42 protein-coding genes and 1 pseudogene are annotated in these 26,470 nt (G+C 67.9%); 6 read left to right on the top strand and 37 right to left on the bottom strand.

What is annotated here, in order from left to right; translation table 11 throughout:
- From Q0W60_RS13480 to flbT, 3 genes are all read right to left on the bottom strand, one after another.
- On the bottom strand, positions 1-339 hold a 339-nt coding region (locus tag Q0W60_RS13480), incomplete at its 3' end, for a flagellin (RefSeq protein ID WP_297696425.1).
- A gap of 255 nt (positions 340-594) precedes the next feature.
- Complete coding sequence (gene flaF / locus Q0W60_RS13475) at positions 595-963, bottom strand: flagellar biosynthesis regulator FlaF (protein ID WP_297696423.1); 369 nt, start codon at positions 961-963, stop codon at positions 595-597.
- Positions 923-1,348 carry a flagellar biosynthesis repressor FlbT gene (flbT, locus tag Q0W60_RS13470; protein WP_297696421.1) on the bottom strand — a complete coding sequence of 142 codons (426 nt, stop codon included), beginning with the start codon at positions 1,346-1,348 and terminating at the stop codon, positions 923-925. The genes flaF and flbT overlap by 41 nt, the downstream gene beginning before the upstream one ends.
- 263 nt (positions 1,349-1,611) lie before the next feature.
- Here flbT and Q0W60_RS13465 point away from each other — a divergent pair, with 263 nt between their 5' ends.
- The 3 genes from Q0W60_RS13465 (at position 1,612) to Q0W60_RS13455 (ending at position 4,102) form a co-directional block, all read left to right on the top strand.
- Positions 1,612-2,151 (top strand): hypothetical protein, encoded by a 540-nt coding sequence (locus Q0W60_RS13465; RefSeq protein WP_297696419.1) that lies wholly within the window; start codon positions 1,612-1,614, stop codon positions 2,149-2,151.
- A 140-nt stretch (positions 2,152-2,291) separates the two neighbouring features.
- Positions 2,292-3,161: a MoxR family ATPase gene (locus Q0W60_RS13460; RefSeq protein ID WP_297696417.1), complete on the top strand. Its 870-nt coding sequence runs from the start codon at positions 2,292-2,294 to the stop codon at positions 3,159-3,161.
- A gap of 77 nt (positions 3,162-3,238) precedes the next feature.
- On the top strand, positions 3,239-4,102 hold the full coding sequence (locus tag Q0W60_RS13455) for a hypothetical protein (RefSeq protein ID WP_297696415.1): 864 nt from the start codon (positions 3,239-3,241) through the stop codon (positions 4,100-4,102).
- A gap of 9 nt (positions 4,103-4,111) precedes the next feature.
- Here Q0W60_RS13455 and Q0W60_RS13450 read toward each other — a convergent pair whose 3' ends face one another.
- Together Q0W60_RS13450 and Q0W60_RS13445 are read right to left on the bottom strand one after the other, a co-directional pair.
- Positions 4,112-4,486: a hypothetical protein gene (locus tag Q0W60_RS13450; RefSeq protein WP_297696413.1), complete on the bottom strand. Its 375-nt coding sequence runs from the start codon at positions 4,484-4,486 to the stop codon at positions 4,112-4,114.
- Positions 4,487-4,505: 19 nt separating this feature from the next.
- Positions 4,506-5,318, bottom strand: a complete 813-nt coding sequence (locus Q0W60_RS13445) for a universal stress protein (RefSeq protein WP_297696411.1) — start codon at positions 5,316-5,318, stop codon at positions 4,506-4,508.
- A gap of 159 nt (positions 5,319-5,477) precedes the next feature.
- Here Q0W60_RS13445 and Q0W60_RS13440 point away from each other — a divergent pair, with 159 nt between their 5' ends.
- The 3 genes from Q0W60_RS13440 (at position 5,478) to Q0W60_RS13430 (ending at position 7,568) form a co-directional block, all read left to right on the top strand.
- Positions 5,478-6,071 carry an HD family hydrolase gene (locus Q0W60_RS13440; RefSeq protein ID WP_297696431.1) on the top strand — a complete coding sequence of 198 codons (594 nt, stop codon included), beginning with the start codon at positions 5,478-5,480 and terminating at the stop codon, positions 6,069-6,071.
- Positions 6,072-6,144: 73 nt separating this feature from the next.
- Positions 6,145-6,591, top strand: a complete 447-nt coding sequence (locus tag Q0W60_RS13435; RefSeq protein WP_297696409.1) for a hypothetical protein — start codon at positions 6,145-6,147, stop codon at positions 6,589-6,591.
- Positions 6,588-7,568: an NAD regulator gene (locus Q0W60_RS13430; protein ID WP_297696407.1), complete on the top strand. Its 981-nt coding sequence runs from the start codon at positions 6,588-6,590 to the stop codon at positions 7,566-7,568. Before Q0W60_RS13435 ends, Q0W60_RS13430 begins: the two co-directional genes overlap by 4 nt.
- A gap of 21 nt (positions 7,569-7,589) precedes the next feature.
- On the opposite strand, the gene Q0W60_RS13425 is transcribed toward Q0W60_RS13430, so the two are convergent.
- The 32 genes and pseudogenes from Q0W60_RS13425 to rplB form a co-directional block, all read right to left on the bottom strand.
- Positions 7,590-8,075, bottom strand: coding sequence for a hypothetical protein (locus Q0W60_RS13425; RefSeq protein ID WP_297696405.1), 486 nt, complete (start codon positions 8,073-8,075; stop codon positions 7,590-7,592).
- A gap of 25 nt (positions 8,076-8,100) precedes the next feature.
- On the bottom strand, positions 8,101-8,844 hold the full coding sequence (locus Q0W60_RS13420; protein WP_297696403.1) for an RluA family pseudouridine synthase: 744 nt from the start codon (positions 8,842-8,844) through the stop codon (positions 8,101-8,103).
- A 10-nt stretch (positions 8,845-8,854) separates the two neighbouring features.
- Positions 8,855-9,307 (bottom strand): hypothetical protein, encoded by a 453-nt coding sequence (locus Q0W60_RS13415; RefSeq protein WP_297696402.1) that lies wholly within the window; start codon positions 9,305-9,307, stop codon positions 8,855-8,857.
- 71 nt (positions 9,308-9,378) lie between these two features.
- On the bottom strand, positions 9,379-10,683 hold the full coding sequence (locus Q0W60_RS13410) for a replication-associated recombination protein A (protein WP_297696400.1): 1,305 nt from the start codon (positions 10,681-10,683) through the stop codon (positions 9,379-9,381).
- A gap of 44 nt (positions 10,684-10,727) precedes the next feature.
- Positions 10,728-12,137 carry a Do family serine endopeptidase gene (locus tag Q0W60_RS13405; protein WP_297696398.1) on the bottom strand — a complete coding sequence of 470 codons (1,410 nt, stop codon included), beginning with the start codon at positions 12,135-12,137 and terminating at the stop codon, positions 10,728-10,730.
- Positions 12,138-12,205: 68 nt separating this feature from the next.
- Entirely contained in the window at positions 12,206-13,495 is a 1,290-nt protein-coding gene (locus tag Q0W60_RS13400) for a TCR/Tet family MFS transporter (protein WP_297696396.1), read from the bottom strand.
- A 44-nt stretch (positions 13,496-13,539) separates the two neighbouring features.
- On the bottom strand, positions 13,540-14,004 hold the full coding sequence (locus Q0W60_RS13395) for an SRPBCC domain-containing protein (RefSeq protein ID WP_297696394.1): 465 nt from the start codon (positions 14,002-14,004) through the stop codon (positions 13,540-13,542).
- Positions 14,001-14,336 carry a metalloregulator ArsR/SmtB family transcription factor gene (locus Q0W60_RS13390; protein ID WP_297696429.1) on the bottom strand — a complete coding sequence of 112 codons (336 nt, stop codon included), beginning with the start codon at positions 14,334-14,336 and terminating at the stop codon, positions 14,001-14,003. Before Q0W60_RS13390 ends, Q0W60_RS13395 begins: the two co-directional genes overlap by 4 nt.
- Entirely contained in the window at positions 14,333-14,782 is a 450-nt protein-coding gene (locus tag Q0W60_RS13385) for a VOC family protein (protein ID WP_297696392.1), read from the bottom strand. Before Q0W60_RS13385 ends, Q0W60_RS13390 begins: the two co-directional genes overlap by 4 nt.
- A gap of 108 nt (positions 14,783-14,890) precedes the next feature.
- Positions 14,891-15,304, bottom strand: a complete 414-nt coding sequence (rplQ, locus tag Q0W60_RS13380) for a 50S ribosomal protein L17 (RefSeq protein WP_297696390.1) — start codon at positions 15,302-15,304, stop codon at positions 14,891-14,893.
- A 47-nt stretch (positions 15,305-15,351) separates the two neighbouring features.
- Complete coding sequence (locus Q0W60_RS13375; RefSeq protein ID WP_297696388.1) at positions 15,352-16,368, bottom strand: DNA-directed RNA polymerase subunit alpha; 1,017 nt, start codon at positions 16,366-16,368, stop codon at positions 15,352-15,354.
- Positions 16,369-16,438: 70 nt separating this feature from the next.
- Complete coding sequence (rpsK, locus tag Q0W60_RS13370) at positions 16,439-16,828, bottom strand: 30S ribosomal protein S11 (RefSeq protein ID WP_111528844.1); 390 nt, start codon at positions 16,826-16,828, stop codon at positions 16,439-16,441.
- Positions 16,829-16,843: 15 nt separating this feature from the next.
- Positions 16,844-17,212, bottom strand: coding sequence for a 30S ribosomal protein S13 (rpsM, locus tag Q0W60_RS13365; RefSeq protein ID WP_297696384.1), 369 nt, complete (start codon positions 17,210-17,212; stop codon positions 16,844-16,846).
- A gap of 296 nt (positions 17,213-17,508) precedes the next feature.
- Positions 17,509-18,081 carry an adenylate kinase gene (locus tag Q0W60_RS13360; RefSeq protein ID WP_297696383.1) on the bottom strand — a complete coding sequence of 191 codons (573 nt, stop codon included), beginning with the start codon at positions 18,079-18,081 and terminating at the stop codon, positions 17,509-17,511.
- Between the two features lie 62 nt (positions 18,082-18,143).
- Positions 18,144-19,499 carry a preprotein translocase subunit SecY gene (secY, locus tag Q0W60_RS13355; protein ID WP_297696381.1) on the bottom strand — a complete coding sequence of 452 codons (1,356 nt, stop codon included), beginning with the start codon at positions 19,497-19,499 and terminating at the stop codon, positions 18,144-18,146.
- An 83-nt stretch (positions 19,500-19,582) separates the two neighbouring features.
- Entirely contained in the window at positions 19,583-20,071 is a 489-nt protein-coding gene (gene rplO / locus Q0W60_RS13350) for a 50S ribosomal protein L15 (protein ID WP_297696379.1), read from the bottom strand.
- Between the two features lie 88 nt (positions 20,072-20,159).
- Positions 20,160-20,348, bottom strand: coding sequence for a 50S ribosomal protein L30 (gene rpmD / locus Q0W60_RS13345; RefSeq protein WP_297696377.1), 189 nt, complete (start codon positions 20,346-20,348; stop codon positions 20,160-20,162).
- Between the two features lie 5 nt (positions 20,349-20,353).
- Positions 20,354-20,944 (bottom strand): 30S ribosomal protein S5, encoded by a 591-nt coding sequence (gene rpsE / locus Q0W60_RS13340; protein WP_297696375.1) that lies wholly within the window; start codon positions 20,942-20,944, stop codon positions 20,354-20,356.
- A gap of 10 nt (positions 20,945-20,954) precedes the next feature.
- Positions 20,955-21,326 (bottom strand): 50S ribosomal protein L18, encoded by a 372-nt coding sequence (gene rplR / locus Q0W60_RS13335; protein WP_297696373.1) that lies wholly within the window; start codon positions 21,324-21,326, stop codon positions 20,955-20,957.
- Between the two features lie 2 nt (positions 21,327-21,328).
- Complete coding sequence (gene rplF / locus Q0W60_RS13330) at positions 21,329-21,862, bottom strand: 50S ribosomal protein L6 (protein ID WP_297696371.1); 534 nt, start codon at positions 21,860-21,862, stop codon at positions 21,329-21,331.
- 1 nt (position 21,863) lies between these two features.
- Positions 21,864-22,262 (bottom strand): 30S ribosomal protein S8, encoded by a 399-nt coding sequence (rpsH, locus tag Q0W60_RS13325; protein ID WP_297696427.1) that lies wholly within the window; start codon positions 22,260-22,262, stop codon positions 21,864-21,866.
- An 8-nt stretch (positions 22,263-22,270) separates the two neighbouring features.
- On the bottom strand, positions 22,271-22,576 hold the full coding sequence (gene rpsN, locus Q0W60_RS13320; RefSeq protein WP_297696370.1) for a 30S ribosomal protein S14: 306 nt from the start codon (positions 22,574-22,576) through the stop codon (positions 22,271-22,273).
- A gap of 22 nt (positions 22,577-22,598) precedes the next feature.
- The gene (gene rplE, locus Q0W60_RS13315) at positions 22,599-23,156 is read right to left on the bottom strand and encodes a 50S ribosomal protein L5 (RefSeq protein WP_297696368.1); all 558 of its coding nucleotides are present in this window, start codon (positions 23,154-23,156) and stop codon (positions 22,599-22,601) included.
- Entirely contained in the window at positions 23,149-23,463 is a 315-nt protein-coding gene (rplX, locus tag Q0W60_RS13310) for a 50S ribosomal protein L24 (RefSeq protein WP_297696366.1), read from the bottom strand. Before rplX ends, rplE begins: the two co-directional genes overlap by 8 nt.
- Entirely contained in the window at positions 23,463-23,831 is a 369-nt protein-coding gene (gene rplN / locus Q0W60_RS13305; protein ID WP_297696364.1) for a 50S ribosomal protein L14, read from the bottom strand. The genes rplX and rplN overlap by 1 nt, the downstream gene beginning before the upstream one ends.
- A gap of 13 nt (positions 23,832-23,844) precedes the next feature.
- On the bottom strand, positions 23,845-24,093 hold the full coding sequence (gene rpsQ, locus Q0W60_RS13300; protein WP_297696362.1) for a 30S ribosomal protein S17: 249 nt from the start codon (positions 24,091-24,093) through the stop codon (positions 23,845-23,847).
- A 12-nt stretch (positions 24,094-24,105) separates the two neighbouring features.
- Positions 24,106-24,297, bottom strand: a complete 192-nt coding sequence (rpmC, locus tag Q0W60_RS13295) for a 50S ribosomal protein L29 (RefSeq protein WP_297696361.1) — start codon at positions 24,295-24,297, stop codon at positions 24,106-24,108.
- On the bottom strand, positions 24,297-24,728 hold the full coding sequence (gene rplP / locus Q0W60_RS13290) for a 50S ribosomal protein L16 (protein ID WP_297696359.1): 432 nt from the start codon (positions 24,726-24,728) through the stop codon (positions 24,297-24,299). Before rplP ends, rpmC begins: the two co-directional genes overlap by 1 nt.
- Positions 24,729-24,739: 11 nt before the next feature.
- Positions 24,740-25,501 carry a 30S ribosomal protein S3 gene (gene rpsC / locus Q0W60_RS13285; RefSeq protein ID WP_297696357.1) on the bottom strand — a complete coding sequence of 254 codons (762 nt, stop codon included), beginning with the start codon at positions 25,499-25,501 and terminating at the stop codon, positions 24,740-24,742.
- Entirely contained in the window at positions 25,501-25,881 is a 381-nt protein-coding gene (gene rplV, locus Q0W60_RS13280) for a 50S ribosomal protein L22 (protein WP_297696355.1), read from the bottom strand. The genes rpsC and rplV overlap by 1 nt, the downstream gene beginning before the upstream one ends.
- A gap of 2 nt (positions 25,882-25,883) precedes the next feature.
- Entirely contained in the window at positions 25,884-26,162 is a 279-nt protein-coding gene (rpsS, locus tag Q0W60_RS13275) for a 30S ribosomal protein S19 (RefSeq protein ID WP_297696353.1), read from the bottom strand.
- A 3-nt stretch (positions 26,163-26,165) separates the two neighbouring features.
- Positions 26,166-26,470 (bottom strand): annotated as a pseudogene (gene rplB / locus Q0W60_RS13270) (50S ribosomal protein L2); the annotation flags it as partial.

The following is a 26,470-nucleotide window of genomic DNA, read 5'->3' as shown; positions in this document are numbered from 1 at the left end:
GTACTGGGTGCGCGAGGCGTCGTCGACGCCCGCGTCGGAGGCCGCCAGGGCCTTCTGGCGCATCTGGTTGAGGATGTCGGTGAGCTGCGAGCCGGCCTGCAGCGTCGTGTCGAGGACCGACTTGCCGTTGTTCAGCGAGTTGGTCACCGCATCGAGCGAGGAGGCTTGCGCCTTTTCCGTCTGGGCGATGGCCCAGATGGCGCCGTTGTCCTTGGCGCTGGCGATCTTCAGGCCGGTGTTGATCCGGTTCTGGGTGATGCCCAGTTGGTTCTGGGTGTCGGTCAGCGCCTGCAGCGCGATCATCGCGCCGACGTTCGTGTTGATGGAGTTCATAGCCATCGTTTTGGTCCTTTTTCTCAGGTCCGGCGTCGTTCTGACGTCGGGGGCTTTTTGCCCGTCTGGCACTAGACGCCAGGCACTCTTGACGGCGGGTTAAGATCCTGCCGACAGGCGCGAATCACTGGGAAAAAGGTGCGTGGCGCGGTCGTCTTGCCCGGCAAATTCCTCCGGGCGGCGCGCTCCAGTCCATCCCGCGCGGCGACGAGAAACGCCGGCCCTGAGGCCGGCGTCGGGTGGCTTCAGTCGCGTGAAACGTCAGGCCGCTGCGGCCTCGGCGCGAGGCTGCAGGCCCTGCATGATCATCTTGTTGACGTCGATCAGCGGCCCGAACTCGGCCTCGTTGCGCATGATCGCGCTGGTGTGTCGGTTCACCCACAGGCTGAGCGAGATGATGTTGGCCCGAAGCTGCGCCGGGAGCTCATTGCGGGGATTGGCGCAGTCGGCGGCCAGGACCGACCACAGCCGACGGTTCCAGTCCAGGGCGTCCATCCTCGCGCCGATCGCGTGCTGCGGCGTCTCGGCGGCGTCCATGAGCGCCCGGGTCACCTGGCCGAACAGCCGGTACTCGATATCGCGGGGCGATTCAGCCCGCTGAGATGCTTGTTGGTACGCCTGGACCGACATTCCCCAACCTCTCGTCTTCATACTCGATCAGTTTCCGGCAAAGCATCAGGGCCTTGTAGTATTCGCCGGACATGCACAGCTTCGAGATATCGACGCAGTCGACCAACACCTTCGGATTGCTGATCGCGCCCATGAACTCAGTCAGACGCTGCGCGAATTCATGATAATAAGTCTGCGCTCCGGGCTCATCGAGATACATCATCATGACCGGAAAATAGATACGGCGCGCAGGCGTATTGGCGTCTTCTTGCTGCATGATGTCCTTCTCGCGAAGGACGGACGCCTTATTCTGCAGCACCAGCACCCCGCGCCGGTCGCCATTCTGGACGACGGCGCCATTGAGGACGAACTTCTCCCCGGGCTTCAGCGACAACTTGAGCGGCACGTCGGCTCCTGACATTCATCGCGGCGGACCCCTTCGATTCGCCGGACGCCCGATTGTCGCCCTTCGCTGGGCCACGCGCATCAGAGGCTTAACCGCGCAGCCGTTAACGGGCCCTTTCGCAACCTTGGCGCGCGATCCGCAACCGACGGAACGGGGCGAGCAGCCGCGGGTTTGATCTGCGGCAAGGCGCCGGCGTGATGCGCGTGCAGCCTTGGCGAGGCAGATGCGCGCGGCCGACGCGTCGCCGCAACAGGAGGTCCACCATGCCCGGCGCCCGCTTCGACTCCGAAGACGAGTCTGATTCCCAGGATCAGGCCGAAACCTTCGACGAAAGCAATGTCGTGGGCGGCGAAGGCGACGTGTCCCTGGGCGGCGACTCGCCCGTCACGCCGGGCGAGGACATGCGCACCTTCGAGGAGTTGCCGGACGTGGAGGACGTCACCCAGGCGATCGGCGACGCCGATGACGACGAGGCGCTCGCCCTAGACGCCGATGAGTTCGACGAAGCCTTATTCACCGATGCCGACTTTGAGGAAGACGACGAGCTCGATTACCGCGCCGCCACAGAGGAGCGCGAGGACGACCTCGACGGCCAGGGACCGGACGACGGCTTCGACGAAGACCGGCTTGACGCCCGCAGCGAGATCGAGGGCCTGGCGGAAGAAGTGGGCGACGCCGGCAGCGTCTCCGGCGGCGAGGACGACTTCACCAACTTCCAGTCCAAGGCGCTCGACGACGACGATCTTCATCGGCTGGGCTACGCCGATGCGAACGGCCGCGCCAAACCCGACGGCAAGGCCTGACGCCGCCCTCCAGCCAATCGAGCCTCCAGGTCATCAGGAGGGCCGATATCGAAGTCGCTTGATCCGCGCGCCGCGCCCTTTAGTCTGGCTGCAAGTGAAACACTTGTTCGAATGCGGGCGCGGGCCCGCCGGGAGCCGGAATGAGCCAGCGGTTTGAAGGCACTGAAGACTACGTCGCCACAGAAGACCTCAAGGTCGCGGTCAATGCGGCGATCGCGCTGGAGCGCCCGCTGCTCATCAAGGGCGAGCCCGGCACCGGCAAGACGGTGCTGGCCTATGAGATCGCCAAGGCGCTCGATGCGCCGCTGATCACCTGGCACATCAAGTCGACCACCAAGGCGATCCAGGGCCTCTACGAGTACGACGCGGTGACGCGGCTTCGCGACAGCCAGCTCGGCGACGAGCGGGTGAAGGACGTCCGGAACTACATCAAGAAGGGCAAGCTCTGGGAGGCGTTCGAGAGCGAGGCCCGCCCGGTGCTCCTGATCGACGAGATCGACAAGGCGGACATCGAATTCCCGAACGACCTCCTGCAGGAGCTCGATCGGATGGAGTTCTACGTGTACGAGACCAACGAGACGATCCAGGCCAAGGTCCGGCCGATCGTGGTCATCACCTCGAACAATGAGAAGGAGCTGCCCGACGCCTTCCTGCGCCGCTGCTTCTTCCACTACATCCGCTTCCCGGACGCCGAGACGATGAACGCGATCGTCGACGTCCACTATCCGAACATCAAGCAGAAGCTGGTCGCCGAGGCGCTGCGCATCTTCTACGACATGCGCAAGGTGCCGGGCCTGAAGAAGAAGCCCTCGACGTCCGAGCTTCTCGACTGGCTGAAGCTGCTGTTGGTCGAGGACATCGGCGAGGATGCGCTGAAGGAGAAGGACCCGACCAAGCTCATCCCGCCGCTGCACGGGGCGCTGCTGAAGAACGAGCAGGACGTGCACCTGTTCGAGCGGCTGGCTTTCCTCGCCCGGCGCGAAGGCGCGGGCTCGCGACCCGGCCAATAGGCGGTTACCGCGATTTCACTCGCTTTTTCCGGGGGCTCCGGCCAGATTCCGCGCCGAACGGACGGAGCCCTTTCGTCATGCGCCTTCTCTCCCTCGCCGCCGTCTCGGTCCTGGCCCTGAGCGCCGCCGCCTGCGGCCCGCACCTCAATCCCGCGCTGCGCACCCGGCTCGACTGCCCAGACCGGCAGGGCGCGCTGGTCCGCGCCAGCGTCTCGCCGGACGGCAAGAGCTGCCTCTACCGTGCGGACGACGTCGAGGTGAACCTGCAGCTGACCCCGGTGACCGGCGACGCCACGACCACGCTGAACGCCGTGGAGGCCTCCCTGGTCGGCCCGAAGGCCAACCCGGCCGCCGACTCCGGACAGGCGGCCGCACCCGAAAAACCGCAGACGGTCGCGCCCGTCGCCCCGGCGTCGGCGTCGGCGTCCAGTGACGCGGCCAAGGCTGATCAGGAGGCCCGGCAGGATGCGGGCGCGGCCGCGGACCAGTCGCGAAACCAAGACCAGGACAGCGGCAAGCATACGGTGGTGATCGACAAGAACGGTCAGCACGTCGCTGTCACCGGCGATGGCGACCATGATCGGGCCCACATCGACCTGCCTGGGATCCACATCGACGCCGATGACGCCAACGACAACGCCAAGATCGACGTGGCCGGCGTGCACATCGATGCGAGCAACGACCAGGCCACCGTGCGGATGATGCGCGACGTCCGCCTGCCGGGCGAGGGCCTTTCGCGCGAGCGCAACGGCGTGCGCGCTACCTTCATCGCCCGTCGCGACGACCTGCCGGGCGGCTACCGGTACGTGGGCTACGAGGCCGCCGGCCCGAAGACTGGCCCTCTGACGATCGCCACGGTCCGGGCGCACGACGACATGGACGACCACGGCCGGCTCTATCACGACATCCGCCGGCTGGTCCGCCGCACCGGCGGCGCCTAGCGCCGAGGTTCAGGCCGCGGGCTGGACCTCGACGACCTTGTAGGTGAGCGGACGTCCGTCCTCGTCGGTGACGGTGACGTACTCGCCCACCGCAAAGCGGTGTTCGCCCAACCTGTAGACCGGCTCGTCATCGGTGGTGTCGGTGTCGTCGTAATCGAAGAACCAGCGCTGGCCGCGGCGCGCCAGGCGTCCATCCACCGGATCCTCGTCCGGCGAGAAGCGGCGCACGACGCACCGGTCGCGGTGCCTGGCGTAGCCGGCTGAGTCGAGGTGGCCTTCGCCGGTCAGGGGCGCCGTCAGCGCATAGCCGCGATGATCGTCGCCACCGGCGAATTCCGTGCCCGGATTGCGGGCGAGCCGCATGACGATGCGCGACAAGGGCATTGGATGTTCCTCGCGAAGTCTAATGGGACAGAAACAACGAGGGCTGGTCGGAGTTCAATAGCGTCCGCGTGGTCCCGCCGAAGATGAACTCCTGCAGCCGAGGATGGCCGAAGGCGCCGGCCACCAGGATGTCGGCGCCGGCCGCGCGCGCGCCTTTCAGAAGGGCCGGCGCCGGATCGCCGCCCTCCGGCAGCAGCTCGACCTCGGTCTTCACCCCGCGGGCGGCGTAATAGGACTGCAGCTTGCTGGGGTCGAAGCTGCGCGAGCTCGCCTTGGGGGCAGCCAGGATGACTCCGCGCTCGGCCTTCTCCAGCAGCGGCATGGCCAGCCGCGCAGCGCGGGAGGCCTCCTTGCCCCCGTCCCACGCCACGGCGACGACGCCGCCCACCTTCAACCCCTCGCGGGCGATCAGCACCGGCCGCTGCTCGTCGGCGAGGACCTGCTGGAACGCCTCGGCCAACGGCCCCCGGCCGCGCGCCGGATCGTTGGCGAACACCACCACGTCAGAGAGCCGGCTCTCCGCCGACAGCCCGGCCCAGACCGGGCTCTGCAGGCTGATGAACCGCTTCTTCTCGTACTTGCAGGCGTCCACGGCCGTGCGCGCGTTCTTCTCGCCGGCCTGCGCCGCTTCCTTCAGGGACTCCAGGGCCGTGGTCTGCACGCCGCCCATGAAGCCCTCGCCCATCCAGGGCATGACGTCGGCGACGTCCGCCGGCGTATAGACGCCAGCGAGCTCCGCCCCGAACGGCTCGGCCAGCGCCGCGGCAGCCGTCACCGCCGTGCGGTCGCCTTGTCCTCCGGAGAGAGGCGCCATGATCCGGGCCCAGCTCATGCTTCCGACTTCCTCTGCGTGGCCTTTCGAGCCTACACCCTATGCTCGCCTTGATCTTGATCAGCGCCTTGGCGAGCGCCCGAGCTTGACTTTGGAGGTAATGCGCCGGTGAGGAAAGGGCTGCGTCGCGCCGCGTCAGAGCCCAGGGCCTGGCAGCGGATGCTTTCGGGCCGCCGGCTCGACCTCCTGGACCCCTCCCCGCTCGACATCGAGATCGAGGACATCGCCCACGGCCTGGCCCGCGTCGCGCGCTGGAACGGCCAAACGACGGGCGAGCACGCCTTCTCGGTCGCCCAGCACTGCGTGGTGGTGGAGGAGATCGCCGCTCACATCCAGCCCGATCTCGAGCCCCGCTGGCGGCTGGCCGCCCTGCTGCACGACGCGCCGGAATATGTGATCGGCGACATGATTTCGCCGTTCAAGACGGCGCTGGGCGTCGACTACAGGACCTTCGAGGATCGGCTCGAGATGGCCATCCACGTCCGCTTCGGCCTGCCCGCGAGGATTCCGCCGCTGATCAAGAAGCTGATCAAGCAGGCCGACCGCGCCTGCGCCTTCTTCGAGGCGGTCCAGCTCGCCGGCTTCTCCTCCGGCGAGGCTCTGGAGTTCTTCGGCGCGCCCCCGCCGGGCTACAATCTGAAGATCGACCCGCTGCCGCCCGGCCAGGCGCAGGCGCGTTTCATCCATCGCTACGAAGTGTTGTCCGAGGCGGCGGGCTACCGCGGCGGGGACCTCGCCTTCGACACCGAGTGACAGCTGCATGCATCTGATCGTCTGCGGATTGGCCGATGTGGAGGCGCTGATAGCGGCCCGAAAGCCGTCGCATATGATCAGCCTCCTCGACCCCGCCACCATGATCGGCACGCCCGCCGAGGTCCTGCCGCAGAACCATCTGCGGCTCGGGATCAACGACATCACCGAGCCCATGGAGGAAATGACCGTCCCAGACGAAGCCGCGGTGGGCCGCATCCTCGCCTTCAACCGCGGCTGGGACGAACGCCAGCCGATGCTGATCCATTGCTGGGCGGGGATCAGCCGCTCGACCGCGACGGCCTTCGTGATCGCCTGCGAGCGCAGTCCAGCCGCCGACGAGCGCGGCATCGCCCGGACGCTGCGGCAGACGGCGCCGCACGCCTCGCCTAACCGCCGCATCGTGGCGCTCGCCGACGAGCTGATGAATCGCCGCGGCCGGATGATCGAAGCCGTCGAAGCCATGGGCGACTACGACTATCTGGCCGCCGCGCCCTTCGAGTTCCCCGTCCGCCACGCATGAGCGCCTCCCCGAGCGAACCGCCCGTCGCCATCGGTCTCTCGGCCGTCGTGGTGGCCATCCGGGACGGCGAGGCGGTCGTGCTGACGGTGAAACCAGGCGGCTCGGCGCTGGAGGGGCTGCCGTTCGGCCCGTTCGATCCGGAGGGCCACCGGACCTTCGAGCTCGCCATGCGAGCGTTCGTGACCGAGCAGACCCGCTTCAACCTGGGTTACGTCGAGCAGCTCTACACCTTCGGCGACAAGGGGCGCGACGCGCCGCTGGCGGACATGGGCGGCATGACACAGGCGGCGCGGGTGATCTCGGTCGGCTACCTTGCCCTGGCGCCCGCCGCCCTCGACGCCCACACGCCCGACAGCCAGTGGCGGCCGTGGAGCCGGTTCTTTCCCTACGAGGACTGGCGCGAGGGCCGCCCGCCGGCGCTCGGGCCGATCGGAGAGGCGCTGCGCGCCTGGGCCGAGCACGGGGCCGACGCCCCCCGGCGGCTGGCGCGGGCCCGGCTGGCCTTCGCTCTCGACGGCGCGCCATGGAACGAGGAGCGGGTGCTCGAGCGCTACGAGCTGCTCTACGAAGCGGGCCTGGCGCAGGAAGCCGCGCGCGACCGCGGCGAGACCGCCCCCGACCTGCCGCCGGCCCTCGTCGCCGCCGTGGGGGAGCCCATGCTCTCGGACCATCGCCGGATCCTGGCGACAGCGGCCTCCCGGCTGCGGGGCAAGATCAAGTACCGGCCGGTGATCTTCGAGTTGATGCCCCCCGCCTTTACGCTCTCGGCTCTGCAGCGGGCGGTCGAGGCGATCGCCGGCGTGCCGCTGCACAAGCAGAACTTTCGCCGGGCGCTCGAGCGCGCCGACCTGGTCGAGGGCCTCGGCAGGATGGACGCCGACACCGGCGGCCGGCCCGCCGAGCTGTTCCGCTTCCGGCGCGAGGTGCTGAGCGCGCGACCGGTCTCGGGACTGAGCCTGCCGCTGCTGAGGGAGTGACCGCCGGACCAAGCCGCGACGTCAGACGGCCCGGCCGCCGATCGCCGCGCGCACGCCATGGGCGTCGTAGACGTCGGCGCCCGGCGGCTCGGGGCCACGGCCCAGGAGCACCTCCAGGTTCACCTGCAGCACCGGGCCTCCGCTCAACGGAAAGCCGGTGCTTACGCCGACGCCGGTGGCCGAATGGTGTCCGAAGCTCGCGCCGCCGATCCCGAGCCCGATGCTCGATCCGCCATAGCCGGTCTGACGGATTGTGCGATCGACCACCCGGAACCAGTCATAGCCCCCGGCCAGCGCCAGGTCGGCCGCCCTGAGAAGCGCATAGTCCTGCACCTGGGCTTCGGGCGCCCCGGGACCGCCCTGGAAGGTGACGCGGTAGCGGTCGGGCTCGATCCGGAGCTCGGAATAGCCGACGCCGCTCGGGCCGATGGGCTGGTAGCGGGTCGGGGCCGTCGCGCAGGCCGCGAGCGACAGGCAGGCGACGGCGGCGAGAAGAGCGCGTTGCATGGCGCACCTCAAAACGGGCGTCCCCTCAGCCACGTTCCGCCAGACCGAGGCGGGAGGCAAGCGCTTGGAAGTCCGAAGGAACCTCCGCCACGATCCGCTTCAACCCGCCGGCCGGGTGCGGGAAGGCGAGCGCATGGGCGTGCAGCATCAGGCGGGGAACCGGCTGGCCCGCCACGACCAGGCTTCCGCCATAGCGGGCGTCGCCGGCGATCGGGCGGCCGATCGAGGCCAGATGCACGCGCAGCTGATGCATGCGCCCGGTCTGCGGCTCGAGCTCGACGAGCGCCGCCGTGGAACCGGCGGCGAGCGTGCGGTAGCGGGTGACGGCGCCCTCGGCGTCGGGATGGTCGGGCGGACACACGCGCATGTAGGCCTCGCGGCCGATCGCCTCGCGCCTGAGGGGCGCATCGATGACCCCCGCCGCAGGCGCGGGCGCGCCCGGCGTCACGATGGCGCGATAGGTCTTCCGGATCCGACGGGCCATCATGGCCTTGCCGAGGAAGCCGGCCGCCGGCTGGGTCTTTGCAGCGAGGATCACGCCCGAGGTGTCGCGGTCGAGTCGATGGATCAGGCGCGGCCGGGCCTTGCCGGGCTTGGCGAAGGCCCAGAGCAGCTCGTCGAGGGTGTTCGCCCCGCGCCGTCCGCCCTGGCTGGAGAGACCAGGCGGCTTGGCGAGCGCCAGGAGCTCGGCGTCCTCGTGAATTACGAGGCCCTGGACGAAGGCGGTCTCTTCCGGCGTCAGGACAACGGGTTGCGCGGCTTTCCTCACCCGCTCTCGTCTAGCGGAGGACGCCCCGCTTCGCCATCAGCCACGCGTACCAGGTGAAGAACACGCAGAATGCCAGGATCACCAGGTTGAAGATCATGCCCTGCTCGCCCATCGCCTTTGCGCCGTCGCTGAGCAGGTAGGTGTAGGCGAGCATCACCAGGAAGGCGGCCAGCGAGAGGACGAACACGTGGAAGGCGTAGCGCATGCGAGCCAGCAGCAGAACGGCCGCCAGCAGCCCGCCCCAGACGCCGATCGCCCAATCCGCCGTCATCCAGACCGGGTAGGCGTGCATATGCGCGATCTGAGCGTCGGTCTCACCCATTTTCCGCAGGTAGGCGTCGCCCTGCGTCTTGCTCATGAGGTAGTCGTAGGCGCCGAATGCGTTCCAGGCGACCGCGATCAGGCTCACGATCCAGAGGTGGATGGGCGCGCTGACGCGCGGCGTCTCAGCAGTAGCCGTCATAGGTATCCCTCCCCCGAAGGTTGCCGCCCGAGGCTAGGACTGTTCGCTTCGGAGAACAACGGTCTCCGTATTCACCCGCTTTTCGCGTTCCTGAGCGCCGCCCAGCGCTCCAGCCTTTCCTTGATGCGCGCCTCCGAGCCCTCGCCCTTCGGCTGGTAGAAGCGCCGCCGCTCCATCTCCTCGGGGAAGTAGTCCTGGCCGGAGAAGCCTTCCTCGGCCTCGTGATCGTAGGCGTAGCCCTTGCCGTAGCCGAGGTCCTTCATGAGCCGTGTGGGCGCGTTCAGGATATGCTTGGGGGGCATCAGCGAGCCCGTCTCCTTCGCGGCCGCCATGGCTGCGCCGAACGCCTTGTAGACGGCGTTGGACTTGGGCGCGGTGGCCAGGTGCACCACCGTCTGGGCGAGCGCGATCTCGCCCTCGGGCGAACCCAGGAAGTCGTAGGTCTCCTTGGCGGCGTTCGCCAGCAACAGCGACAGCGGATCGGCCTCGCCGACGTCCTCGGCGGCCGCCCGGATCAGCCGGCGGGCGATGAACAGCGGATCCTCTCCGCCCGCCAGCATGCGCGCGAGCCAGTAGAGCGCCGCGTCCGGATCGGAGCCTCGGATCGACTTATGGAGCGCGGAGATGAGGTTGTAGTGCTCCTCGCGGTCCTTGTCGTAGGCCGGCGAGCGCTTCTGCAGGGCCTGGCCCAGTTCCTTGGTGCCGAGCGGTCGGGCCGAGCCGATATTGAACAGGGTCTCGGCGAGCGAGAGCAGGTAGCGGCCGTCGCCGTCGGCCAGCGCCATCAGCGCGCCGCGCGCCTCGGGCTCGAGCGGCAGCGGACGAGCCTCGTAGGCTTCGGCCTTTTCCAGCAGTTGCTCGAGCGCGCGCTCGTCCAGGCGCTTCAGCACGAACACCTGGCAACGCGAGAGCAGCGCCCCGTTGAGCTCGAACGACGGGTTCTCGGTGGTGGCGCCCACCAGGGTGACGATCCCCTCCTCCACGAACGGCAGGAATCCGTCCTGCTGGGCGCGGTTGAACCGGTGGATCTCGTCGACAAAGAGCAGGGTCGACTGGCCGGCGGCGCGCCGCAGGCGGGCGGCTTCGAAGGCTTTCTTCAGGTCGGCGACGCCCGAGAACACGGCCGAGAGCTGCTGAAACTCATAGCCCGCCGCCTTCGCGAGCAGGCGTGCGATGGTGGTCTTGCCCGTGCCCGGCGGCCCCCAAAGGACCATCGAGGACAGCCGCTGGGCCTCAGCCATCCGCCGAATCGGACCGTCGGGCCCGAGCAGATCATCCTGGCCCACCACCTCATCCAGGGTCTTCGGCCGCAGCCGATCGGCCAGCGGCGAAGGCGCCTGCGGCGTCAGTCCTGCGGCTTCGAAGAGGTCGACCATGGCAAGGACGTAGCACTTCCCTCCCCGGGAAGGGAGGGAACCGCCTACACCTGGAATTCGCCGGTAATCTCCTGGCCATCCCGCTCGATGGTGAGCTGCCAGACGCGCGCGCCGGTCTGCAGCGCGCTGACCAGCTGGGCGACGTTGCCGACGCTTCGGCCGTTCACCGCCTTGACGATGTCGCCTGGGCGCAGGCCGGCCTGTCCGGCGAGTCCTTGGCCGGCGCTGAGGATAATCACGCCTGTCGCCGCGAAGGGATCGAGGCCCAGCTGATCGGCGACCGCCGGCGACAAGTTCACCACCGTCGCGCCCTGCAGGGGGTTGCGGCCGCTGACCACGCGCTCGTCGCGGGCGGGGCTGGCGGGCGGCGGCTCGGCCCTGAGGATCACCTGCTGGTCGCTGCGGCCGCGACGGACGCCGAGCCGGATCGGATCACCGATCTTATGGGTCGAGACCACATAGGCGAGGCCGCCTGCGTCGATGACCGGCTTGCCATCGGCCGACATCACCACGTCGCCCTGGTGCAACCCGGCCTTGGCGGCGGGGCCGCCCGGCCAGATATCGGCGACCAGCGCGCCCTGCGGCGTCGCAAGGCCGAGGCTGTGCGCGATATCGGGCGTCACCGATTGGGTGCGCGCGCCGAGCCAGGCGCGGACCAGCGATCGGCCGCCGCCGAGCGCTGTCTCCACCACCCGCTTCACCAGCGCCGCCGGAATCGCGAAGCCGACGCCGGAGGAGGTGCCGGAGCGCGACAGGATGAAGGAGTTGATGCCGATGATCTCGCCGTTCATGTCCACCAGCGGCCCGCCCGAGTTGCCCGGATTGATCGCCGCGTCGGTCTGGATGTAGCTCGAGGCGTCGCTGCCGGAAGGATCGGCCGTCCGGTTCAGCGCCGAGACGATGCCGTTGGTGACCGTCTGGCCGACCCCGAACGGATCGCCGATGGCCAGCACCAGATCGCCGACCTGCAGGTCGCCGGTGTCGTTGATCGCCAGCGCCGGAAGCTTGCCGCCGGGCACGTCGATCTTCAGCACGGCGAGGTCCGTGCGGGCGTCGGCAAGCAGCACGTGGGCGGGGAACTCGCGCCGGTCGGCGAGCGAGACGGTGATCTCCTGGCCGTTCTCGATGACGTGGTTGTTGGTGATGATGATGCCGTCGGATCGGACGATCACGCCCGAGCCCAGGGAGCCGACGATCCGGTCGCGCGGCGCGCCGATGCCGAACAGTTCCCAGAACGGATCAACCTGCTGGCGCACCAGGCGCTTGGAGGAGATGTTGACCACCGCCGGGGCGGCCTTCTTCACCACCGGCGCGAAGGACTGGCGCATGCCGAGCGCGCTGGTCGGCACGCTGCGTGTCGGCGCGGGCAGGGGCGTCTGCGCCGCGCTGTGGCCGGACGGCGAGCAGGCGGCGAGCAGGACGAGGGCGGGGATCAGGACGCGGATGGCGCGCATGGGCTCTCCGGACGAGATGAGAACCCGTCGCACTCTCCGAAGGTTTCGGGCGCAATAATGGCGAGGCTTCACGCCGTCCGGGGCTCGGGGTTCGGTGCGCGTGCGGTGCGCAGCGCGAGCGCAAAACCGAGGATCAGAAGTCCTGCCGAGACATAGATGGCGAGGCCCGGAGAATTCAGGCTCGCCTCCCGCCGGAGGGACCAGGCGAAGGTCTCGCCGAAGATCAGCGGCCCCACGATCGAGGCGATCCCCTGCAGGCTCTGGTTGGCGCCCTGCAACTGGCCCTGGGCCTGGGGCGAGACCCGGCGGGTCATCAGGCCCTGCAGGCCGGGCATGATGAGGCCCGAGAGCGCGAAGATCGGCGCGCCGAGCAGATAGACCCAGCCGGCCGAAGCGGCGCCATACCAGACGAAGCCGCTCGCGCCGGCCAGGAGGCCCAGCAGGACCACGCGCCGCTCGCCCAGGCGGCCGACCGCCGGGCCGACCAGGAACATCTGCACGATTACGCCCAGCACGCCGGTGAGCAGAAAGGTCATGCCCAGCACGCCGGGCGTCCAGCCATACCGATAGCTCGTGTAGAGCACGAAGATCGTCGGCAGCACGATCTGTGCGAGCTGGAACAGGAAACCGACGCCCGCCAGGCCCAGCAGGCCGGGGTGGGCCCGCAGCAGGCGCAGCGATCCCAAAGGATTGGCGCGCGCCCAGTGGAACGCTTTCAGCCGACGCTCCGGCGGCAGCGATTCCGGCAGGATCAGCAGCCCGTAGAACCAGTTGACGGCGGTGATCGCCGCCGCCGCCAGGAACGGCAGCCTGAGGCTGTGCTCGCCGAGCACCCCGCCGATGGTCGGCCCGATGATGAAGCCGAACGAGAACGCCGAGGTCAGCATGCCGAAGCTCCGGGCGCGGCGCTCTGGCGCGGTGACGTCGGCGAGATAGGCGCCGGCCGTGGAGAAGCTGGAGGCCGTCATGCCGTTCAGGATGCGGCCGACGTAGAGCCACCAGAGGCTGGGGGCGAAGGCCATGAACAGGAAGTCGACGGCCAGGCCGAAGAAGGAGATCAGCAGCACCGGCCGGCGGCCCACCCGGTCGGAGAGCATGCCGAGGATCGGCCCCATGAAGAACTGCATCAGCCCCCAGGTGGTCCCGAACACCATGTTCCACTCGGACGCGGCTGCGGTGTCGCCGCCGGTGAACTGGCGGATCAGGTTCGGCAGGATCGGGATCATGATGCCGAACGACACGGAATTCATCAGCGCGCTGGCGAAGATGAAGCCGAAGGCCGCCTGTCGCCGGCGCGGACCGGACCGCTCCGCGGTGGGCGCGGGTGTCTCGACCGGGTTTGTCGCGGCGTCGTCCATCGTGCGTCCTGGCGGAAACAAAACCGGAACTTCGAAGATCAGCGTTACGCAAGTCCGCCGAGCGACGCAAGATGCGCGCGCCAGAAGTCGGCCAGCCGCATCAGCAGGATCTGGTCGGGGAAGCCGTGTCGGGCGGCGCTGCCGACCGGAACCCGATCGAAGCCGCGGTGCTCGACGCTGACCCGGGTTTCCTCGCCGAACGCTTCGAACCTGACCTCGACCTCGGTCTGGAGATCGGGCGGGAAGTTCGCCTGGCGATAGGAGAATACCAGCCTCGACGGCGGCTCCCAGACGGCGATGCGGCCGATCTCGAAGACCTTGCCGTTCGCCAGGGTTTCGGTGAGCCGGCCGCCCTCGCCGGCCTCGAATGCGAGCCGCCCGGGCGCACGCGGCGTGGTCTGGAATAACCCATTCGGCCGCCACCACTGGCCGATCTCGCCGACGAAGAGGTCGAAGGCGCGCCGGGGCGCCGCCTGCACCCGGATGGCCAGGAAGACCTTCGAGGTCATTCGCCTCGCTCGACGTGCGCCTTGAAGGCCGCCAGCTGTTCGGCCCACAGCCTTTCGGCTTCCTCAAGCCATCTCTTCAGCTCGGTCATGGGTCCGGTCTTCAGGGCGTAGATGCGTACTCGCGCGTCGAACTCGGGGTGACTCTCCTCGACGAGGCCGCTCTCGCGCAGCACCTTTAAGTGTCGGCTCATGGCCGGAGCCGGAAGATCAAGCGCGCGGGCCAAGTCTCCAACCGGACGCGGCCGTTCCGCCAACAGATCAACCGCCCGCCGGCGATGCCGGTCGGCAAGTGCGGCGAGCGTTCGGTCGATGCGGGCGTGCCGGGTTGTCACGTCCAACCCTGGATCTTCAGGCCGCTGGCCTGTTCCGCCTCCTCCCGAGTGACCGCCTTGACCGTCTGGCCGATGGTCCAGAGGTGACCCTCGGGATCGCGGCACCGGTAGGTACGGTCGCCGTAGAACTGGGTCTCGGGCTCCTGGATGATCTCAGCGCCCGCGACCCTCGCCCGCGCGCAATGCCCGTCGATGTCGTCGTCGATGTGGATGTCCAGGAACTGGGTGTTCTTGCCGCCGATCGATTTCGGGCTGCGGGTATCCTCATGCCACTCGGTCCCCACCATGATGAGGCCGTCGCCGACGCGTAGCTCCGAATGGGACAGCTGGCCGTCGGGGGTCTCGATCAGCATCGCAAGTTCGAACCCGAACGCCTTCTCGAGCCAGGCGATGGCGGATTTGGGATCCTGGTAGAAAATGGCCGGCGTAACCGATGCGCGCGTCATGCCGTTCTCCTTCTCACATGCGATAATATTTGTCGAAAATAGCAATTAAATGCCCGAAAGAAAAGCCCCCGATTTGATCGGGGCTCTCGTGCGACGACCGCGCCGCGTTCAGGCCTCGGCGAAGCTCTCGACGAGGGGGCCGGAGTCCTTGCCCTTCTCGGCCGGGTCACGGTCGACGAACTCGATCACCGCCAGGGGCGCATTGTCGCCGAAGCGGTACCCTGCCTTCAGCACCCGGATGTAGCCGCCGCTACGCTCGGCGTAGCGCGGGCCGAGTGTGCCGAACAGCTTGCCCACCTGCTCGACGTCGCGGACCCGCGAGATGGCGATGCGCCGGGCGTGCAGGTCCCCGCGCTTGGCGAGCGTCACCAGCTTCTCGACGAACGGCCGGAGCTCCTTGGCCTTCGGCAAGGTGGTCACGATCTGCTCGTGCTTGATCAGGCTGGCGGCCATGTTGGCGAACATGGCTGTGCGGTGGCTGGTGGTGCGGCCCAGTTTGCGGTGCGCGTGACCGTGGCGCATGGGTGACTCTCCTTCGAGGCGGGGCGTCTCTCGACGCGCCGCGCAAGTTACATCTGGTCTTCGAACTTCTTGGCCAGCTCTTCGATGTTCTCCGGCGGCCAGTTCGGCACGTCCATGCCGAGGTGCAGACCCATGCCGGCCAGCACTTCCTTGATCTCGTTGAGCGACTTGCGGCCGAAGTTCGGGGTGCGCAGCATCTCCGCCTCGGTCTTCTGGATGAGGTCGCCGATATAGACGATGTTGTCGTTCTTCAGGCAGTTGGCCGAGCGGACCGACAGCTCCAGCTCGTCGACCTTCTTGAGCAGCGACGGGTTGAAGGGCAGCTCGGGCTTGGCCTCGCCTTCGACCTTCTTCTTCGGCTCCTCGAAGGTGATGAAGATCTGCAGCTGGTCCTGCAAGATGCGCGCGGCATAGGCCACGGCGTCGACCGGACTGACGGCGCCGTTGGTCTCCACTTCCATGACCAGCTTGTCGTAGTCGAGGCTCTGGCCCTGGCGGGTCGGCTCGACGCGGTAGGCGACGCGCTTGACCGGCGAGTAGAGCGCGTCCACGGCGATCAGCCCGATCGGCGCGTCCTCCGGCCGGTTCATCTCGGCCGGGACATAGCCCTTGCCGGTCTGGACCGTGAACTCCATGCGCACCGAGGCGCCCTCGTCCAGCGTACAGATCACGTGGTCGCCGTTCAGGATCTCGATGTCGGAAGGCGCCTCGATCTGGCTGGCGGTCACCGCGCCGGGACCGGTGGCGCGCAGCGTCATCCGCTTCGGTCCCTCGGCGTGCATGCGAAGCGCCAGCTGCTTGATGTTGAGCACGACGTCGACGACGTCCTCACGCACGCCCTCCAGCGAAGAGAACTCGTGGACCACGCCGTCGATCTGCACCGCGGTCACCGCCGCGCCCTGCAGTGAGGAGAGCAGCACGCGCCGCAGGCTGTTGCCCAGCGTCACGCCGAAGCCGCGCTCGAGCGGCTCGGCCACCAGCCGCGCCTTGCGGGCGGCATCGGCGCCGGTCTCGATCAGCGGCTTCTCGGGACGGATAAGCTCGTTCCAGTTTCTTTCGATCACGGTGTCCCTCGAAACGCAGGATCGCCGGCCGCATCGGCGGGCCGGCGTCGGGAGTTGGATACGTCGTTACTCAGACCCGCCGGCGCTTCGGCGGCCGGCAGCCGTTGTGCGGAATGGGGGTGACGTCGCGGATGGTGGTGATGGTCATGCCCACGGCCTGCAGGGCCCGGAGCGCCGACTCCCGGCCGGAGCCCGGCCCCGAGATATTGACCTCCAGGGTGCGCACGCCATGCTCGGCGGCCTTCCGGCCAGCGTCCTCGGCCGCCATCTGGGCGGCGTAGGGCGTCGACTTGCGGGAACCCTTGAAGCCCATCATGCCGGCGGAGGACCAGGAGATGGTGTTCCCCTGGGCGTCGGTGATGGTGATCATCGTATTGTTGAACGAGGCGTTCACGTGCGCCACGCCGGAGGTGATGTTCTTGCGCTCGCGGCGTTTGACGCGCGCCGGTTCCTTGGCCATCGGAGATAAGCTCTCTTACTTCTTCTTGCCGGCGATCGGCTTGGCCGGACCCTTGCGGGTCCGGGCGTTGGTGTGCGTGCGCTGGCCGCGGACCGGCAGGCCCTTGCGGTGGCGCAGGCCGCGATAGCAGGCCAGGTCCATCAGGCGCTTGATGTTGACGGCCGTCTCGCGACGCAGGTCGCCTTCGACGGTGTAGTCGTGGTCGATCGCCTCACGGATGTGCAGGACTTCCTGGTCGGTCAGCTCGTTCACCCGGCGGGCGTCGTCGATGCCGACCTTGCTCACGATCTCGCGGGCCTTCGTCGGCCCAATCCCGTGGATGTACTGCAGCGCGACCACGACGCGCTTATTGGTGGGAATATTGACGCCAGCGATACGGGCCACGTGGGGAGATCTCCTGATCACGCAAGAGAAGCGCGAACGGCGCCCCGGCCCTGCAACCCAAAGGCATAGACCGACGCGTCCTTCGCGCTCTTTCGCGGAAGCGCCTCGTTATAAGGATCGTTGCGCGTCCGTCAATGGCGGAACGACGCATTTGTGAACGACCAATGGGCGGCGCAAGGCCCGCTGCCCTGCCCGCGTCGTCACGCCTGCACCGCGCCAATCTCGCGCAGCATGGCTAACCAAACCATGAACCGGGGTCTTGGCGCAAATGCGGCGCGCCGCGGGCGCCCGCCCCGCTACCAGCGCGGCTCGTCGAGCGCCTCGTCGATGGCGGCGGCCACCGCGTCGATGGAGCCCATGCCGTCCACTTCGAGCAGCTTCCTCTGGTTCTCGTAGTAAGGCAGCAGGGGCGCGGTTTGGTCATTGTACGCGCCGAGCCGGACCTTGAAGCTGTCGGGATTGTCGTCCGGACGGCCGCTCTCCGCGTAGCGGCCGGCGACGCGCTGCATCAGCGCCTCGTCGTCGACTTTCAGGCGGATGACCAGGTCGATCCGCGAGCCGCGGCGCTCCAGCATGATGTCGAGCGCCTGGGCCTGGGCGAGCGTGCGCGGGAAGCCGTCGAAGATCGCCCCGCCGGCCGCCTCTGCCTCCGGCAACCGCTCCTCGATCAGCGCGATGACGATCTCGTCGGAGACCAGGCCGCCGCGCTGCATGATGCCCGAGACTTGCTGCCCGAGCTCCGAGCCCGAGGCGATGGCGGCGCGCAGCATGTCGCCCGTCGAGAGTTGGACCATCCGCCGGGTCTCGACCAGCCGCCGGGCTTGCGTGCCCTTCCCCGCCGCCGGCGGGCCGAAAAGGATCAGGTTCATGCGCTCCACGCCCCTCCATCCGCGGGCCCTCTGCGGGGCCGCGCGAACCCACGCTCTCTTCGTCAGCGGCCGCGCATCCCGCGCAGCTTCGATCGCTTGATCAGGCCTTCATACTGGTGCGCTAGCAGATGCGACTGGATCTGGGTCACGGTATCCATGGTGACGCTCACCACGATCAGCACCGAGGTGCCGCCCATGTAGAAGGGCAGGTTGTAGAAGCCGATCAGCCCCTCCGGCAGCAGGCAGACGAGGGCGATGTAGGCCGCCCCGATCACTGTCAGGCGGGTGAGCACGTAGTCCAGGTATTCCGCCGTCCGCTTGCCCGGACGGATGCCCGGCATGAAGCCGCCGTACTTGCGCAGGTTCTCCGCCGTCTCCTCCGGATTGAACACCACCGAGGTGTAGAAGAAGGTGAAGAAGACGATCAGCGCGCCGTAGAGCACCATGAACAGCGGTCGGCCGTGCTGCAGCTGGCCCACGGCGCCCGGCAGCCACTGCGCCCAGGACGGAAGGTTGGCGGTCGCCAGGAAGCCCATGACGGTGGCCGGCAGCAGCAGCAGCGAGGAGGCGAAGATCGGCGGGATCACTCCGGAGGTGTTGATCTTCAGCGGCAGGAAGGAGGTGTCGCCGCCGAACATGCGGTTGCCGACCTGGCGTTTGGGATACTGCACCAGGATGCGCCGCTGCGACCGCTCGATGAAGACGATCCCCATGGTCACGGCCACGATGCCGATGAGGATGACGATGAGCGTCCCGGCGCTCATGTTCGAGGCGCCGGTCCTGGCCAGCGAGAAGGCCTGGCCGAGGTAGCGCGGGATCACTGCAACGATGCCGGCGAAGATGATCAGGCTGGTGCCGTTGCCGACGCCGCGGCTGGTGATCTGCTCGCCGAGCCACATCAGGAACATGGTGCCGCCGGTAAGCGTCACGACCGTCGAGACGACAAAGAACAGGCCCGGGTGGTCGACGACGCCCTGGCTCGCCTGCAGGCCCATGGCGATGCCGAAAGACTGGAAGACCGCCAGCACGACGGTGAGATAGCGGGTGTACTGGTTGAGCTGCTTGCGGCCCGCCTCGCCGCCTTCCTTCCGGAGCTTCTCCCAGGGCGGATAGACGCTGCCCAGGAGCTGCACGATGATCGAGGCCGAGATGTAGGGCATCACGTTGAGCGCGAAGACCGCCATCCGCGAGACCGCACCCCCCGAGAACATGTTGAACATGCCCAGGATGCCCTTGGCCTGGCCCTGGAAGGCCTGTGCGAAGGCGTTGATGTCGATGCCGGGGATCGGGATCCAGGCGCCGAGGCGATAGACCACCATCGCCACCAGGGTGAACCAGATCCGCTTGTGGAGCTCCGTCGCCTTCTGGAAGGCTTCGAAGTTCATGTTGGCGGCGAGCTGTTCGGCGGCCGAAGCCATCTAGGATTCCCTCGGGATCTTCTCAGGTCCGCCTGAGATAAGGCGCTCTGCGGCGATGCGCGAGACCGGAATGGTCGCGGGGCTCAGGCCGGGGCGTCCGCGGGGGCTTCGGCGCGCGTCGCGGTGAGCGAGCCGCCCGCCTTCTCCACCGCCGCGCGGGCCGCCGCCGAGGCCGAATAGACGGTGATGGTGAGCTTGGACTTGAGCTCGCCCTTGCCCAGCAGCTTCACGCCGTCCTTGGCGCGGCGCAACACGCCGGCGGCCACCAGGGCGTCGGCGTCGATCGGCTGCTTGGCGTCGAGCTTGCCGGCGGCGATCGCCTGCTCGATGCGCCACAGGTTTACTTCCACGAACTGCTTGCGGAACGGTTTGTTGAAGCCGCGCTTGGGCATGCGCATGTGCAGCGGCATCTGGCCGCCTTCGAAGCCGGCGATGGCGACGCCGGTGCGCGACTTCTGGCCCTTGACGCCGCGGCCGGCGGTCTTGCCCTTGCCGGATCCGGGCCCGCGGCCCACTCGCATGCGGTCCTTGGTGGAGCCTTCGCGCGGGGAAAGTTCGTTGAGCTTGGTCATCTGACGCCTCTCCTTCGGAGTTCAATCGCCCGGTTGGGCCGGACTCGGCTGTGAATTCATCCCTCCCCTTCCAGGAGAGGCTGGAGCCCTACTCCACCACCTCCACCATGTGCGCGACCTTGGCGATCATGCCGCGGACGGCGGGAGTGTCCTCCAGCGTGGAGCTCCGGCCGACACGGTTCAGGCCGAGACCCACCAGGGTGGCGCGCTGATCCTTGCGGCGGCGGATCGGGCTGCCGGTCTGGCGGACGGTGATCTTGCCGGATTCCTTAGCCATGACGTCTAGGCCTCCGCGTCCGCGGCGGGCTGCGCCGCCGAGGCGCCGTCGGACCTGCGGCCGATGACGTCGGAGACCTTCTTGCCGCGCTTGGCCGCGACCTGGCGCGGCGAGGCCTGCGCCTTAAGCGCCTCGAAGGTCGCCCGGACCATGTTGTAGGGGTTGGACGAGCCCATCGACTTGCCGACCACGTCCTGCACGCCGAGCGTCTCGAGCACCGCGCGCATCGGGCCGCCGGCGATCACGCCGGTGCCGGGCGGCGCAGCGCGGACCAGCACCTTGCCGGCGCCCCAGCGGCCGTTGCCGTCGTGGTGCAGCGTGCGGCTCTCGCGCAGCGGCACCCGGATCATCGACTTCTTGGCTTCCTCGGTCGCCTTGCGGATGGCTTCCGGCACCTCGCGCGCCTTGCCGTGACCGAAGCCGACCCGGCCTTTCTGGTCGCCGACCACCATCAGGGCGGCGAACGAGAAGCGCCGGCCGCCCTTCACCGTGGCGGCGACGCGATTGATGTGCACCAGCTTTTCGACGATTTCGCTGTCGCGCTCGTCTTCGTTGCGATTGCGACGATCGCCGCGGTCTTCGTTCCTGCGAGCCATCGAGGGTTCCTTAGAAATTCAGGCCGGCTTCGCGCGCGGCGTCCGCCAGCGCCTTCACCCGGCCGTGATAGAGATAGCCGCCACGGTCGAACACCACGTCCTTGACGCCCTTCTCGATGGCGCGTTGCGCCACCAGGGCGCCGACGCGAGCGGCGGCGTCCTTGTCCGAGCCCTTGGTCTTGGACTTCGCCTTGGCGTCGGCACCTTCCAGCGACGAGGCGGCCGCCAGGGTGACGCCCCGTTCGTCGTCGATGACCTGGGCGTAGATGTTCTTCGCCGAGCGGAACACCGACAGCCGCGGACGGCCGCTGGCCATCTTGCGCAGCCGCGTTCGGTTTCGTTGCGCCCGACGCTTGGATGTGTCGCGAGGAGAGAGCGCCATGACTACTTCTTCTTGCCTTCCTTGCGGCGGACCTGCTCGCCGGCGTAGCGGACCCCCTTGCCCTTGTACGGCTCGGGCGGACGCACGCGTCGGATGCGGGCGGTGATCTCGCCGACCAACTGCTTGTCGATGCCGGAGACGCGGATCTCGGTCTGCCGCGGCACGGCGAAACTGATGCCCGGCGGCGGCTTGATCTCCACGTCGTGCGAGAAACCGAGCTGCATGGAGAGCGTCTGGCCCTTCATCGCCGCGCGATAGCCGACGCCGACGAGCTCGAGCGTCCGCTCGTAGCCCTTGGTGACGCCGACCACCATGTTGTTCACCAGGCTGCGCGAAAGGCCCCACATCGCCTGCGCCCGCGCGCTGTCGCTGCGCGTGGCGAGCACGAGCTGCTGGCCATCGAGCTTGGGCTCGATCTCGTCGGCGAGCGTCCAGGCGAGCTGGCCCTTCGGCCCCTTCACGGTCACCGTCTGGCCCTCGACGGTCGCCTGCACGCCGCTCGGGAGTTCGACGGGCTTCTTGCCGATACGCGACATCTCAGTAGACCCGGGCGATGACTTCGCCGCCCACGTTCGCCTCGCGGGCTGCGGTGTCGGACATGACGCCCTTCGGCGTCGACAGGATCGAGATCCCGAGGCCGTTCTTCACCGGCTTCAGGTCCTTGATCGACGAATAGACGCGGCGGCCGGGCTTGGAGACCCGGCTGATCTCTGCAATCACCGACTGGCCGTCGAAGTACTTGAGCTCGATCTCGAACTCGGGGAAGGCGCCGGGCTTCTCCACCAGGTGGTAGCCGCGGATGTAGCCCTCCTCGAGCAGCACATCGAGGACGCGGGCGCGCATCTTCGAGGCCGGCGTGGTGAGCTTCGAGCGGCCGCGCTGGGCGGCGTTCTTGATGCGGGCGATCAGATCGCCGATGGGGTCGTTGACCATGATCCCCTCTCCTACCAGCTCGACTTGACGAGGCCGGGGATCAGACCCGCGGCGCCGAGGTCGCGGAGCGCGATGCGGCTCATCTTCAGCTTGCGGTAATAGGCGCGCGGCCGGCCGGTGATCTCGCACCGGTTGCGGACGCGAGTCGGCGAGCCGTTGCGCGGCAGCTGGGCCAGTTTGAGGCGGGCGTCGAAACGCTCCTCGAGCGGCAGGGACTCGTCGTTGGCGATGTCCTTCAGCAGCTGGCGCTTGGCGGCGTACTGCTGCACCAGCTTCTTGACCCGTTGGTTGCGGTTGACGGCGCTTTTCTTGGCCATGTCTCTTTCTTCCCTCCCGTCCTCAAGCCGTGAACGGGAACTGGAATTCCCGAAGAAGCTCGCGAGCTTCGTCGTCGGTCCTCGCAGTCGTGGTGATGATGATGTCCATGCCCCAGATCTGGTCGATCTGGTCGTAGTTGATCTCCGGGAACACGATGTGCTCACGAAGCCCCATGGCGTAGTTGCCGCGGCCGTCGAAGGAGGTCGGCTTCAGGCCCCGGAAGTCCTTCACCCGCGGCAGGGCGATGGTGATCAGCCGGTCGAGGAACTCGTACATGCGGTCCTGGCGCAGCGTCACCTTGGCGCCGATGGTCATGCCCTCGCGCAGCTTGAACGCGGCGATCGAGGTGCGCGCCTTGGTCGGCACCGGCTTCTGGCCGGCGATCTTGGCCAGGTCGGTCATCGCCGACTGGACCTTCTTGGAGTCCGCCACCGCCTCGCCGATCCCCATGTTGATGACGATCTTGTCGATCTTGGGGATCTGCATCTCGTTGGTGTAGCCGAAGCGGTCGCGCAGCGCCTTGCGGATGCGCGCCTTGTACTCGCTCTTCAGGCGCGGTTCGTAAGCGTCGTCAGCCATTGATCACCTCGCCGGTCGTCTTGGCGAACCGCACCTTCTTGTCCCCCTCCACGCGGAAGCCGACGCGGGTGCGCTTGCCCTTCGAGTCGACGATGGCGACGTTTGAGACGTGGATCGGCGCTTCCTTGTTCTTGATGCCGCCCTGCGGATCGAACTGCGTGGGGCGGGTGTGGCGATGGACCATGTTGAGGCCCTCGACGATCACTCGCTGATCCTTCGGGAACACCCGGGCGACCGTGCCTTCACGGCCCTTGTCCTTGCCGGCGAGGACCACCACGCGGTCGCCTTTCCTGATCTTCGCGGCCATCACAGCACCTCGGGCGCGAGCGAAATGATCTTCATGTGGTTCTTGGCGCGCAGCTCGCGCGGAACCGGGCCGAAGATTCGCGTGCCGATCGGCTCGCTCTGCTTGTTGACGATCACCGCGGCGTTCTTGTCGAAGCGGATCACCGATCCGTCGCGCCGCTTGATGCTCTGGCTGGTGCGAACGACGATCGCCTGCAGCACGTCGCCCTTCTTCACGCGGCCGCGCGGGATCGCTTCCTTGACGGAGACGACGATCCTGTCGCCCACGCCGGCGTAACGGCGTTTGGCCCCGCCGAGCACCTTGATGCACATGACCCGGCGGGCGCCGGAATTGTCGGCGACGTCCAGGTTAGTCTGCATCTGGATCATGACTGGCGATCTCTCAGGCTTGGGCCGCGCCGCCCTTGGGCAGCACTTCCCAGGTTTTGGTCTTCGACTTCGGCGCGCACTCGATGATCCGGGCGATCTCGCCGGCCTTGTAGGCGTTGGCCTCGTCGTGAGCGTGGTACTTCTTCGACCGGCGGACGGTCTTTTTCAGCACCGGGTGCAGGAAGGTCCGCTCGACCTTCACCACCACCGTCTTGTCGCCCTTGTCGGAGACGACCACGCCCTCGAGAATTCGTTTCGGCATCGATCGGGCTCCTTAGGCCTGCGCCTTGCCGCGCAGCACGGTCTTGATGCGCGCGATATCCTTGCGCACCTGGTCCACGCGGTGGGTCTTCTCGAGCTGGCCCGTCGCCCGTTGGAAGCGCAGGTTGAACTGCTCCTTCTTCAGGTTGATCAGCTGCTCGCTGAGCTGGTCGGGGGTGAGCCCCCGGACATCGTCGATCTTCATCACGCGTGCTCCTGGGCGGCCGCGTCGATGCGGGTGACGATCTTGGTCTTGACCGGAAGCTTGGCCGCGCCGAGGCGCAGCGCTTCGCGGGCCACGTCGTCGGGCACGCCGTCCACCTCGAACATGATCCGGCCGGGCTCGACGCGCGCGGCCCAGAACTCGACCGAACCCTTGCCGGAGCCCATGCGGACTTCCGCGGGCTTTCCGGTGACCGGCACGTCCGGGAAGATTCGGATCCATACGCGGCCCTGACGTTTCATCTGGCGGGTGATCGCCCGCCGCGCGGCTTCGATCTGGCGCGCGGTGATCCGCTCGGGCTCCATCGACTTCAGCCCGTAGGAGCCGAAGTTCAGCAAGGCGCCCCCCTTGGCCATGCCGGAGATGCGACCCTTGAACTGCTTGCGGTACTTGGTCTTCTTCGGAGACAGCATCGGTCAGGCCCTTAAGCGTTCTGCGGCTCGCCGCGGCGTTCGCGGCGCGGACCGCGGTCCGGCCGATCGCCCCGCTCACGCCCGCCGCCTTCTCCGGCCGGCCCGCTCTCGCCCGCCAGCCGCTTGTCGAGCGCCATGGGGTCGTGCTCCAGCACTTCGCCTTTGAAGATCCACACCTTCACGCCGATGATGCCGTAGGTGGTCCTGGCTTCGGTCACGCCGTAGTCGACGTCGGCGCGCAAGGTGTGCAGCGGCACGCGTCCCTCGCGGTACCACTCCATCCGGGCGATCTCGGCCCCGCCGAGACGGCCGGAGACGTTGATCCGCACACCCTTGGCGCCCAGCCGCATGGCGGACTGGATGGAGCGCTTCATCGCGCGGCGGAACGCCACCCGCCGCTCCAACTGCTGGGCGATGTTCTCAGCCACCAGCTGGGCGTCCGTTTCGGGCTTGCGCACCTCGACGATGTTGAGGTGGACCTCGCCGTCGGTCATCGCCGCCACGTCCTTGCGCAGCTTGTCGATGTCGGCGCCCTTCTTGCCGATGATCACGCCCGGGCGCGCGGCATATATCGTGATGCGGCACTTCTTGTGCGGCCGCTCGATCACGATCCGCGAGACGCCTGCCTGGTAGAGACGCTTCTTCAGCCAGCGGCGGATCTTGATGTCCTCGTGCAAGAGGCGGCCGTAGTCGGCGCCATCGGCGAACCAGCGGGAATCCCAGGTGCGGTTGATGCCGAGACGCAGCCCGACCGGATTGACTTTCTGACCCATCAGGCCGCCTCGCCAAGCTCGCGGACCACGATGGTGATCTCGCTGAACGGCTTTTCGATGCGCGAAGCGCGGCCGCGCGCGCGGGCGGCGAAGCGCTTCATCACCAGGTTCTTGCCCACGAAAGCCTCGGCCACGACGAGGGAGTCGATATCGAGGTTGTGGTTGTTCTCGGCGTTGGAGATCGCCGAATAGAGCGCCTTGCGCACGTCGCGGGCGATGCGCCTGGGGCTGAACTCGAGTTCGTTGAGCGCGCGCTGCACCTTCAACCCCCGGATCGAGGCGGCCACCAGGTTCAGCTTGCGCGGGCTGGTGCGCAGCGTGCGGACCTTGGCCACGGCCTCGGCGGCGGAGAGCCGGCGCGCTTTGGCTTTCTTGCTCATGCCTACTTCCTCTTGGCCTTCCGGTCGGCCGCGTGGCCCGGGAAGTACCGGGTGGGCGCAAACTCGCCCAGCTTCATGCCGACCATGTCTTCGGTGACCAGCACGGGCACGTGCTTCTGGCCGTTGTGGACGCCGAAGGTCAGGCCCACGAACTGGGGCATGATGGTCGAGCGACGCGACCAGGTCTTGATGACGTCCTTGCGGCCGGACCCTTGGACGGCCTCGGCCTTCTTGAGCAGGTATCCGTCGACGAACGGACCTTTCCAAACAGAGCGGGTCATCGGTTAGCGAGCCTTCCGAGCGTGGCGCGAGCGGATGATGAACTTATCCGTCGTCTTGTTGGTGCGGGTCTTGGCGCCCTTGGTCGGCTTGCCCCAGGGCGTGACCGGATTGCGGCCGCCCGAGGTCTTGCCCTCGCCGCCGCCGTGCGGGTGGTCGACCGGGTTCATGGCGACGCCGCGGACGTGCGGCCGGCGGCCCTTGTGGCGGACGCGCCCGGCCTTGCCCATGACCTCGTTCATGTGGTCGGGGTTGGAGACGGCGCCCACCGTGGCCATGCAGCCGTCCGGCACCATGCGCAGTTCGCCCG

It is taken from the genome of Phenylobacterium sp., assembly GCF_025934275.1.
Classification (GTDB): Bacteria; Pseudomonadota; Alphaproteobacteria; order Caulobacterales; family Caulobacteraceae; genus Phenylobacterium.
The sequence above is the reverse complement of the archived record's forward strand: the minus strand, read 5'-3'. Positions and strand labels throughout refer to the sequence as shown.